Genomic DNA, 11,029 nt, shown 5'->3' with positions numbered 1-11,029 from the left:
ACCTTCCAGCACCGGGCAGGCGTCAGCCCCTATACTTCGCCTTACGGCTTCGCAGAGACCTGTGTTTTTGCTAAACAGTCGCCTGGGCCTATTCACTGCGGCTCTCTCGGGCTTGCACCCTAACAGAGCACCCCTTCTCCCGAAGTTACGGGGTCATTTTGCCGAGTTCCTTAACGAGAGTTCTCTCGATCACCTTAGGATTCTCTCCTCGCCTACCTGTGTCGGTTTGCGGTACGGGCACCTCTCACCTCGCTAGAGGCTTTTCTTGGCAGTGTGGAATCAGGAACTTCGCTACTAAATTTCGCTCGCCATCACAGCTCAGCCTTATGGGAAACGGATTTGCCTATTTCCCAGCCTAACTGCTTGGACGCGGATATCCAATACCGCGCTTACCCTATCCTCCTGCGTCCCCCCATTGCTCAAATGGTGAGGAGGTGGTACAGGAATATCAACCTGTTGTCCATCGCCTACGCCTTTCGGCCTCGGCTTAGGTCCCGACTAACCCTGAGCGGACGAGCCTTCCTCAGGAAACCTTAGGCATTCGGTGGAGGGGATTCTCACCCCTCTTTCGCTACTCATACCGGCATTCTCACTTCTAAGCGCTCCACCAGTCCTTCCGGTCTGGCTTCACAGCCCTTAGAACGCTCTCCTACCACTGTTCGAAGAACAGTCCGCAGCTTCGGTGATACGTTTAGCCCCGGTACATTTTCGGCGCAGAGTCACTCGACCAGTGAGCTATTACGCACTCTTTAAATGGTGGCTGCTTCTAAGCCAACATCCTGGTTGTCTAAGCAACTCCACATCCTTTTCCACTTAACGTATACTTTGGGACCTTAGCTGGCGGTCTGGGCTGTTTCCCTTTCGACTACGGATCTTATCACTCGCAGTCTGACTCCCAAGGATAAGTCATTGGCATTCGGAGTTTGACTGAATTCGGTAACCCGGTAGGGGCCCCTAGTCCAATCAGTGCTCTACCTCCAAGACTCTTACCTTGAGGCTAGCCCTAAAGCTATTTCGGAGAGAACCAGCTATCTCCAGGTTCGATTGGCATTTCACCCCTACCCACACCTCATCCCCGCACTTTTCAACGTGCGTGGGTTCGGGCCTCCATTCAGTGTTACCTGAACTTCACCCTGGACATGGGTAGATCACCTGGTTTCGGGTCTACGACCACGTACTCATGCGCCCTATTCAGACTCGCTTTCGCTGCGGCTCCGCATCTTCTGCTTAACCTTGCACGGGATCGTAACTCGCCGGTTCATTCTACAAAAGGCACGCCATCACCCGTTAACGGGCTCTGACTACTTGTAGGCACACGGTTTCAGGATCTCTTTCACTCCCCTTCCGGGGTGCTTTTCACCTTTCCCTCACGGTACTGGTTCACTATCGGTCACTAGGGAGTATTTAGCCTTGGGAGATGGTCCTCCCGGATTCCGACGGAATTTCACGTGTTCCGCCGTACTCAGGATCCACTCTGGAGAGAACGAAGTTTTGACTACAGGGCTGTTACCTTCTATGGCGGGCCTTTCCAGACCTCTTCATCTACCTCGTTCCTTTGTAACTCCGTATAGAGTGTCCTACAACCCCAAGAGGCAAGCCTCTTGGTTTGGGCTGTTCCCGTTTCGCTCGCCGCTACTCAGGGAATCGCATTTGCTTTCTCTTCCTCCGGGTACTTAGATGTTTCAGTTCCCCGGGTCTGCCTTCTCATATCCTATGAATTCAGATATGGATACCACTCCATTACGAGTGGTGGGTTTCCCCATTCGGAAATCTCCGGATCAAAGCTTGCTTACAGCTCCCCGAAGCATATCGGTGTTCGTCCCGTCCTTCATCGGCTCCTAGTGCCAAGGCATCCACCGTGCGCCCTTTCTAACTTAACCGTTAAAAAGAATCACTATGTGATATCTTGTGTTACTAATTGAATGTGATGTCTACTGTTATCTAGTTTTCAAAGAACACGTTTCGAAGGAATGATCCTTCAAAACTAAACAAGACAGGGAACGTTCTGTTTATAAGACCCAAGGTCTTATATTCCGTAAATATCCTTAGAAAGGAGGTGATCCAGCCGCACCTTCCGATACGGCTACCTTGTTACGACTTCACCCCAATCATCTGTCCCACCTTCGGCGGCTGGCTCCATAAAGGTTACCTCACCGACTTCGGGTGTTACAAACTCTCGTGGTGTGACGGGCGGTGTGTACAAGGCCCGGGAACGTATTCACCGCGGCATGCTGATCCGCGATTACTAGCGATTCCAGCTTCACGCAGTCGAGTTGCAGACTGCGATCCGAACTGAGAACAGATTTGTGGGATTGGCTTAACCTCGCGGTTTCGCTGCCCTTTGTTCTGTCCATTGTAGCACGTGTGTAGCCCAGGTCATAAGGGGCATGATGATTTGACGTCATCCCCACCTTCCTCCGGTTTGTCACCGGCAGTCACCTTAGAGTGCCCAACTGAATGCTGGCAACTAAGATCAAGGGTTGCGCTCGTTGCGGGACTTAACCCAACATCTCACGACACGAGCTGACGACAACCATGCACCACCTGTCACTCTGCCCCCGAAGGGGACGTCCTATCTCTAGGATTGTCAGAGGATGTCAAGACCTGGTAAGGTTCTTCGCGTTGCTTCGAATTAAACCACATGCTCCACCGCTTGTGCGGGCCCCCGTCAATTCCTTTGAGTTTCAGTCTTGCGACCGTACTCCCCAGGCGGAGTGCTTAATGCGTTAGCTGCAGCACTAAGGGGCGGAAACCCCCTAACACTTAGCACTCATCGTTTACGGCGTGGACTACCAGGGTATCTAATCCTGTTCGCTCCCCACGCTTTCGCTCCTCAGCGTCAGTTACAGACCAGAGAGTCGCCTTCGCCACTGGTGTTCCTCCACATCTCTACGCATTTCACCGCTACACGTGGAATTCCACTCTCCTCTTCTGCACTCAAGTTCCCCAGTTTCCAATGACCCTCCCCGGTTGAGCCGGGGGCTTTCACATCAGACTTAAGGAACCGCCTGCGAGCCCTTTACGCCCAATAATTCCGGACAACGCTTGCCACCTACGTATTACCGCGGCTGCTGGCACGTAGTTAGCCGTGGCTTTCTGGTTAGGTACCGTCAAGGTACCGCCCTATTCGAACGGTACTTGTTCTTCCCTAACAACAGAGCTTTACGATCCGAAAACCTTCATCACTCACGCGGCGTTGCTCCGTCAGACTTTCGTCCATTGCGGAAGATTCCCTACTGCTGCCTCCCGTAGGAGTCTGGGCCGTGTCTCAGTCCCAGTGTGGCCGATCACCCTCTCAGGTCGGCTACGCATCGTTGCCTTGGTGAGCCGTTACCTCACCAACTAGCTAATGCGCCGCGGGTCCATCTGTAAGTGGTAGCCGAAGCCACCTTTTATGTTTGAATCATGCGGTTCAAACAAGCATCCGGTATTAGCCCCGGTTTCCCGGAGTTATCCCAGTCTTACAGGCAGGTTACCCACGTGTTACTCACCCGTCCGCCGCTAACATCAGGGAGCAAGCTCCCATCTGTTCGCTCGACTTGCATGTATTAGGCACGCCGCCAGCGTTCGTCCTGAGCCAGGATCAAACTCTCCGATAAAGTAGTTTGACTGACTACGCACATTGCTGTGCGATTTATTTAAAGCTTGAATTAACAGGTACGTTTTGTCTTGTTTAGTTTTCAAAGATCATTTTGTTTATCACTTTGTTAAAGCAACTTTATTAGTATACAACGTCGCTTTCTCAAAGTCAACAACTTTTTTTGAATCTTTTTTGGTGGAGCCTAGCGGGATCGAACCGCTGACCTCCTGCGTGCAAAGCAGGCGCTCTCCCAGCTGAGCTAAGGCCCCATAAAAATGGTCGGGAAGACAGGATTCGAACCTGCGACCCCATGGTCCCAAACCATGTGCTCTACCAAGCTGAGCTACTTCCCGATTTCTCATATTAAAATAATATATGGCGCGCCCGAGAGGAGTCGAACCCCTAACCTTTTGATCCGTAGTCAAACGCTCTATCCAATTGAGCTACGGGCGCACTTTCACTTGTATCGAATCCCGTTGGGATGAAATAATGGAGCGGAAGACGGGATTCGAACCCGCGACCCCCACCTTGGCAAGGTGGTGTTCTACCACTGAACTACTTCCGCATATCGCAATAAAAAAAGCTTTCTCTTTTTTGAGAAACCTTGGTAAGAGTAATGCATTTAAATAAAGCTTCCAAGCGGGCTCGAACCGCTGACCTCTTCCTTACCATGGAAGTGCTCTACCTGCTGAGCTATGGAAGCAATGGCTCCGCAGGTAGGATTCGAACCTACGACCGATCGGTTAACAGCCGATAGCTCTACCACTGAGCTACTGCGGAATGATATAAGCTTCATAAACAAACATGGTAGAAATAGATAAAACTGCTTGGCGGCGTCCTACTCTCACAGGGGGAACCCCCCGACTACCATCGGCGCTGAAGAGCTTAACTTCCGTGTTCGGTATGGGAACGGGTGTGACCTCTTCGCTATCGCCACCAAACAATTGAGAGTGTTCTCTCAAAACTAGATAACAGGTGTGACATCATTAGAAATTAGGTTAAGTCCTCGATCGATTAGTATCTGTCAGCTCCATGTGTCGCCACACTTCCACCTCAGACCTATCAACCTGATCATCTTTCAGGGATCTTACTTCCTTGCGGAATGGGAAATCTCATCTTGAGGGGGGCTTCATGCTTAGATGCTTTCAGCACTTATCCCGTCCGCACATAGCTACCCAGCGATGCCCTTGGCAGAACAACTGGTACACCAGCGGTGCGTCCATCCCGGTCCTCTCGTACTAAGGACAGCTCCTCTCAAATTTCCTGCGCCCGCGACGGATAGGGACCGAACTGTCTCACGACGTTCTGAACCCAGCTCGCGTACCGCTTTAATGGGCGAACAGCCCAACCCTTGGGACCGACTACAGCCCCAGGATGCGATGAGCCGACATCGAGGTGCCAAACCTCCCCGTCGATGTGGACTCTTGGGGGAGATAAGCCTGTTATCCCCGGGGTAGCTTTTATCCGTTGAGCGATGGCCCTTCCATGCGGAACCACCGGATCACTAAGCCCGACTTTCGTCCCTGCTCGACTTGTAGGTCTCGCAGTCAAGCTCCCTTGTGCCTTTACACTCTGCGAATGATTTCCAACCATTCTGAGGGAACCTTTGGGCGCCTCCGTTACCTTTTAGGAGGCGACCGCCCCAGTCAAACTGCCCACCTGACACTGTCTCCCCGCCCGATAAGGGCGGCGGGTTAGAAGGTCAATACAGCCAGGGTAGTATCCCACCGATGCCTCCACCGAAGCTGGCGCTCCGGTTTCCAAGGCTCCTACCTATCCTGTACAAGCTGTACCAACATTCAATATCAGGCTGCAGTAAAGCTCCACGGGGTCTTTCCGTCCTGTCGCGGGTAACCTGCATCTTCACAGGTACTATAATTTCACCGAGTCTCTCGTTGAGACAGTGCCCAGATCGTTGCGCCTTTCGTGCGGGTCGGAACTTACCCGACAAGGAATTTCGCTACCTTAGGACCGTTATAGTTACGGCCGCCGTTTACTGGGGCTTCAATTCGCACCTTCGCTTACGCTAAGCGCTCCTCTTAACCTTCCAGCACCGGGCAGGCGTCAGCCCCTATACTTCGCCTTACGGCTTCGCAGAGACCTGTGTTTTTGCTAAACAGTCGCCTGGGCCTATTCACTGCGGCTCTCTCGGGCTTGCACCCTAACAGAGCACCCCTTCTCCCGAAGTTACGGGGTCATTTTGCCGAGTTCCTTAACGAGAGTTCTCTCGATCACCTTAGGATTCTCTCCTCGCCTACCTGTGTCGGTTTGCGGTACGGGCACCTCTCACCTCGCTAGAGGCTTTTCTTGGCAGTGTGGAATCAGGAACTTCGCTACTAAATTTCGCTCGCCATCACAGCTCAGCCTTATGGGAAACGGATTTGCCTATTTCCCAGCCTAACTGCTTGGACGCGGATATCCAATACCGCGCTTACCCTATCCTCCTGCGTCCCCCCATTGCTCAAATGGTGAGGAGGTGGTACAGGAATATCAACCTGTTGTCCATCGCCTACGCCTTTCGGCCTCGGCTTAGGTCCCGACTAACCCTGAGCGGACGAGCCTTCCTCAGGAAACCTTAGGCATTCGGTGGAGGGGATTCTCACCCCTCTTTCGCTACTCATACCGGCATTCTCACTTCTAAGCGCTCCACCAGTCCTTCCGGTCTGGCTTCACAGCCCTTAGAACGCTCTCCTACCACTGTTCGAAGAACAGTCCGCAGCTTCGGTGATACGTTTAGCCCCGGTACATTTTCGGCGCAGAGTCACTCGACCAGTGAGCTATTACGCACTCTTTAAATGGTGGCTGCTTCTAAGCCAACATCCTGGTTGTCTAAGCAACTCCACATCCTTTTCCACTTAACGTATACTTTGGGACCTTAGCTGGCGGTCTGGGCTGTTTCCCTTTCGACTACGGATCTTATCACTCGCAGTCTGACTCCCAAGGATAAGTCATTGGCATTCGGAGTTTGACTGAATTCGGTAACCCGGTAGGGGCCCCTAGTCCAATCAGTGCTCTACCTCCAAGACTCTTACCTTGAGGCTAGCCCTAAAGCTATTTCGGAGAGAACCAGCTATCTCCAGGTTCGATTGGCATTTCACCCCTACCCACACCTCATCCCCGCACTTTTCAACGTGCGTGGGTTCGGGCCTCCATTCAGTGTTACCTGAACTTCACCCTGGACATGGGTAGATCACCTGGTTTCGGGTCTACGACCACGTACTCATGCGCCCTATTCAGACTCGCTTTCGCTGCGGCTCCGCATCTTCTGCTTAACCTTGCACGGGATCGTAACTCGCCGGTTCATTCTACAAAAGGCACGCCATCACCCGTTAACGGGCTCTGACTACTTGTAGGCACACGGTTTCAGGATCTCTTTCACTCCCCTTCCGGGGTGCTTTTCACCTTTCCCTCACGGTACTGGTTCACTATCGGTCACTAGGGAGTATTTAGCCTTGGGAGATGGTCCTCCCGGATTCCGACGGAATTTCACGTGTTCCGCCGTACTCAGGATCCACTCTGGAGAGAACGAAGTTTTGACTACAGGGCTGTTACCTTCTATGGCGGGCCTTTCCAGACCTCTTCATCTACCTCGTTCCTTTGTAACTCCGTATAGAGTGTCCTACAACCCCAAGAGGCAAGCCTCTTGGTTTGGGCTGTTCCCGTTTCGCTCGCCGCTACTCAGGGAATCGCATTTGCTTTCTCTTCCTCCGGGTACTTAGATGTTTCAGTTCCCCGGGTCTGCCTTCTCATATCCTATGAATTCAGATATGGATACCACTCCATTACGAGTGGTGGGTTTCCCCATTCGGAAATCTCCGGATCAAAGCTTGCTTACAGCTCCCCGAAGCATATCGGTGTTCGTCCCGTCCTTCATCGGCTCCTAGTGCCAAGGCATCCACCGTGCGCCCTTTCTAACTTAACCGTTAAAAAGAATCACTATGTGATATCTTGTGTTACTAATTGAATGTGATGTCTACTGTTATCTAGTTTTCAAAGAACACGTTTCGAAGGAATGATCCTTCAAAACTAAACAAGACAGGGAACGTTCTGTTTATAAGACCCAAGGTCTTATATTCCGTAAATATCCTTAGAAAGGAGGTGATCCAGCCGCACCTTCCGATACGGCTACCTTGTTACGACTTCACCCCAATCATCTGTCCCACCTTCGGCGGCTGGCTCCATAAAGGTTACCTCACCGACTTCGGGTGTTACAAACTCTCGTGGTGTGACGGGCGGTGTGTACAAGGCCCGGGAACGTATTCACCGCGGCATGCTGATCCGCGATTACTAGCGATTCCAGCTTCACGCAGTCGAGTTGCAGACTGCGATCCGAACTGAGAACAGATTTGTGGGATTGGCTTAACCTCGCGGTTTTGCTGCCCTTTGTTCTGTCCATTGTAGCACGTGTGTAGCCCAGGTCATAAGGGGCATGATGATTTGACGTCATCCCCACCTTCCTCCGGTTTGTCACCGGCAGTCACCTTAGAGTGCCCAACTGAATGCTGGCAACTAAGATCAAGGGTTGCGCTCGTTGCGGGACTTAACCCAACATCTCACGACACGAGCTGACGACAACCATGCACCACCTGTCACTCTGCCCCCGAAGGGGACGTCCTATCTCTAGGATTGTCAGAGGATGTCAAGACCTGGTAAGGTTCTTCGCGTTGCTTCGAATTAAACCACATGCTCCACCGCTTGTGCGGGCCCCCGTCAATTCCTTTGAGTTTCAGTCTTGCGACCGTACTCCCCAGGCGGAGTGCTTAATGCGTTAGCTGCAGCACTAAGGGGCGGAAACCCCCTAACACTTAGCACTCATCGTTTACGGCGTGGACTACCAGGGTATCTAATCCTGTTCGCTCCCCACGCTTTCGCTCCTCAGCGTCAGTTACAGACCAGAGAGTCGCCTTCGCCACTGGTGTTCCTCCACATCTCTACGCATTTCACCGCTACACGTGGAATTCCACTCTCCTCTTCTGCACTCAAGTTCCCCAGTTTCCAATGACCCTCCCCGGTTGAGCCGGGGGCTTTCACATCAGACTTAAGGAACCGCCTGCGAGCCCTTTACGCCCAATAATTCCGGACAACGCTTGCCACCTACGTATTACCGCGGCTGCTGGCACGTAGTTAGCCGTGGCTTTCTGGTTAGGTACCGTCAAGGTACCGCCCTATTCGAACGGTACTTGTTCTTCCCTAACAACAGAGCTTTACGATCCGAAAACCTTCATCACTCACGCGGCGTTGCTCCGTCAGACTTTCGTCCATTGCGGAAGATTCCCTACTGCTGCCTCCCGTAGGAGTCTGGGCCGTGTCTCAGTCCCAGTGTGGCCGATCACCCTCTCAGGTCGGCTACGCATCGTTGCCTTGGTAAGCCGTTACCTCACCAACTAGCTAATGCGCCGCGGGTCCATCTGTAAGTGGTAGCCGAAGCCACCTTTTATGTTTGAACCATGCGGTTCAAACAAGCATCCGGTATTAGCCCCGGTTTCCCGGAGTTATCCCAGTCTTACAGGCAGGTTACCCACGTGTTACTCACCCGTCCGCCGCTAACATCAGGGAGCAAGCTCCCATCTGTCCGCTCGACTTGCATGTATTAGGCACGCCGCCAGCGTTCGTCCTGAGCCAGGATCAAACTCTCCGATAAAGTAGTTTGACTGACTACGCACATTGCTGTGCGATTTTATAATAAAACTTGAATTAACAGGTACGTTTTGTCTTGTTTAGTTTTCAAAGATCATCATGCTGCTTAACGAAGCAGCTTTATTACTATAACATTCAGCTTCTTTTAAGTCAACACCTTTTTTAAAAGGTTAATGAAGCTTTTATTTGTTGTCAGCTGTTCATCAGCGACGAATAATAATATAACATGGTTACTATTAAAAGGTCAATAACTAAATTAATCTGGTTTTAAAGAGACTTTTAACAGTTATATTCATTTGGCCAGGCACATAAGATGTAACACAAGAATGATGGACAAGATAAGGAGGCATCATCAGTGAATCACTTCTATGTGTGGCACATAAAACGCGTTAAACAATTGATTATTATACTTATCGCCGCATTTGCTGCAGCCAGCTTTTTTTATATTCAAAGAGCTGTGCCGCTCCCTGTGTTTTCGACTGACAGCGGACCGAAAGCCATTTATAAAGGAGAAACAGATTCAAAAGACATTGCTCTTACCTTTGATATCAGCTGGGGCGATAAAAAAGCCGAGCCTATTCTTAATACCCTGAAAGCCAACGGCATCAAAAACGCGACATTTTTTCTTTCCGCTTCTTGGGCCGAACGCCACCCGGACACGGTGGCTCGCATTGTAAAGGACGGCCATCAAATAGGGAGTATGGGTTATGCTTATAAAAACTATGCAAATCTAGAGGATAGTGAAATAAAAAAGGACATTAATCGTGCGCAGACCGCCTTTGAAAAATTAGGAATTAAAGACATACGGCTATTAAGACCTCCTACCGGTCAGTTCAATAAAAATGTCCTATCAATCGCAAAGCAGTACAACTATACAGTCGTTCACTATAGTGTGAATTCCCATGACTGGACGAATCCAGGTGTTGAAAAAATCGTCGATAATATAAACCGTCAAGTTTCAGGAGGAGACATTATTCTTTTACACGCCTCAGACTCAGCTAAACAAACAGAAGAAGCCCTGCCTGAGATTATCCATCATATAAGAGAAAAAGGGTTAAAAAATGTCAACGTGGGAGATCTCATAGCAAACACAGATGCTAAATCCGCCGAGGTAAAATAAATCATTTCGCTGCAAACTTCGGCAGCATCAGTAATTGAAAAGCATTACACGCCATTAACGGAAAGAGCATTAAGTAAAGCCAGTCCTCATCATTTACTCTGAGCGCAGGAAACCATTCCAATGCAGTAATCACAACCATTAAAAATAAAGATGACACAAACGTTTTCTTTGAGGACTGCTTTTGTTTTATATACGCGGTAAGCAAACCGAAGATCATTAAAAATAGCGGCAGCCAAGCATAGCCAGCCATTGATTCTCCGCTATCTCCAAAAAATAAAAACCGCACGTACATTAAATCAAAAGCGACAAACAGGATTAAAAACAGCTGCAGTAAATTCCATAAAGATGAAGATCTTAATATTTCGAGAGCAAACCGGTGGACTGTTAAAAACACGAAAAAGCCCATTTGACTGATGACACTAAAAATCATGCCGACACCGATAAACCAAAATAAAACAGAGAAAATCTGGCCCGCTTCAAAATTCAGAAACAGCTCCTTATACTCCCCCCATTTTAAAGCAAAACCCACAATACTCGTGACAACCGCTCCAACAGCTAAAATAGAAAAGAAAAAACGAACTAAGCCACGGCTTTTCATTTCTTTATTCAACCCCTCAAAAATCGCACATCGCGATATTTTGTTATGTATAATTCCAACCGGATGAATCATATTAAAAGTAAGATAAGTATGT

2 protein-coding genes, 6 tRNA genes and 5 rRNA genes (1 of these 13 only partly in view) are annotated in these 11,029 nt (G+C 50.1%); 1 reads left to right on the top strand and 12 read right to left on the bottom strand.

Features of this window, described 5'->3' with window-relative positions; all coding sequences use genetic code 11:
- From HC660_RS00990 to HC660_RS00940, 11 genes are all read right to left on the bottom strand, one after another.
- Nucleotides 1-1,880, bottom strand: a 23S ribosomal RNA gene (locus HC660_RS00990); it reaches 1,048 nt to the left of the window's first position.
- A 169-nt stretch (nucleotides 1,881-2,049) separates the two neighbouring features.
- Nucleotides 2,050-3,599: ribosomal RNA gene (locus tag HC660_RS00985) — 16S ribosomal RNA — on the bottom strand.
- A gap of 174 nt (nucleotides 3,600-3,773) precedes the next feature.
- Nucleotides 3,774-3,849 (bottom strand) — tRNA-Ala (locus tag HC660_RS00980).
- Nucleotides 3,850-3,856: 7 nt separating this feature from the next.
- Nucleotides 3,857-3,933 (bottom strand) — tRNA-Pro (locus tag HC660_RS00975).
- A gap of 23 nt (nucleotides 3,934-3,956) precedes the next feature.
- Nucleotides 3,957-4,033: transfer RNA gene (locus HC660_RS00970), tRNA-Arg, on the bottom strand.
- Nucleotides 4,034-4,070: 37 nt separating this feature from the next.
- A tRNA-Gly gene (locus tag HC660_RS00965) sits at nucleotides 4,071-4,145 on the bottom strand.
- Between the two features lie 65 nt (nucleotides 4,146-4,210).
- Nucleotides 4,211-4,283, bottom strand: a tRNA-Thr gene (locus tag HC660_RS00960).
- A 2-nt stretch (nucleotides 4,284-4,285) separates the two neighbouring features.
- Nucleotides 4,286-4,360, bottom strand: a tRNA-Asn gene (locus tag HC660_RS00955).
- Nucleotides 4,361-4,405: 45 nt separating this feature from the next.
- A 5S ribosomal RNA gene (rrf, locus tag HC660_RS00950) occupies nucleotides 4,406-4,521 on the bottom strand.
- Nucleotides 4,522-4,574: 53 nt separating this feature from the next.
- Nucleotides 4,575-7,502: ribosomal RNA gene (locus tag HC660_RS00945) — 23S ribosomal RNA — on the bottom strand.
- A 169-nt stretch (nucleotides 7,503-7,671) separates the two neighbouring features.
- Nucleotides 7,672-9,221: ribosomal RNA gene (locus HC660_RS00940) — 16S ribosomal RNA — on the bottom strand.
- Together the 16S, 23S and 5S rRNA genes with 6 tRNA genes alongside form the textbook arrangement of a ribosomal RNA operon.
- A 351-nt stretch (nucleotides 9,222-9,572) precedes the next feature.
- Here HC660_RS00940 and pdaB point away from each other — a divergent pair.
- Nucleotides 9,573-10,337 (top strand): polysaccharide deacetylase family sporulation protein PdaB, encoded by a 765-nt coding sequence (gene pdaB / locus HC660_RS00935; protein ID WP_168746789.1) that lies wholly within the window; start codon nucleotides 9,573-9,575, stop codon nucleotides 10,335-10,337.
- Nucleotide 10,338: 1 nt separating this feature from the next.
- Here the strand turns inward: pdaB and kbaA are convergent, their stop codons facing one another.
- Nucleotides 10,339-10,935: a KinB-signaling pathway activation protein gene (gene kbaA, locus HC660_RS00930; protein WP_168746788.1), complete on the bottom strand. Its 597-nt coding sequence runs from the start codon at nucleotides 10,933-10,935 to the stop codon at nucleotides 10,339-10,341.
- Between the last annotated feature and the right edge of the window lie 94 nt (nucleotides 10,936-11,029).

Origin of the sequence: Bacillus mojavensis (genome assembly GCF_012648005.1) — a bacterium.
Classification (GTDB): domain Bacteria; phylum Bacillota; class Bacilli; order Bacillales; family Bacillaceae; genus Bacillus; species Bacillus mojavensis.
Note: the sequence above shows the minus strand (reverse complement) of the source record. Positions and strands in the feature narration are given on the sequence as shown.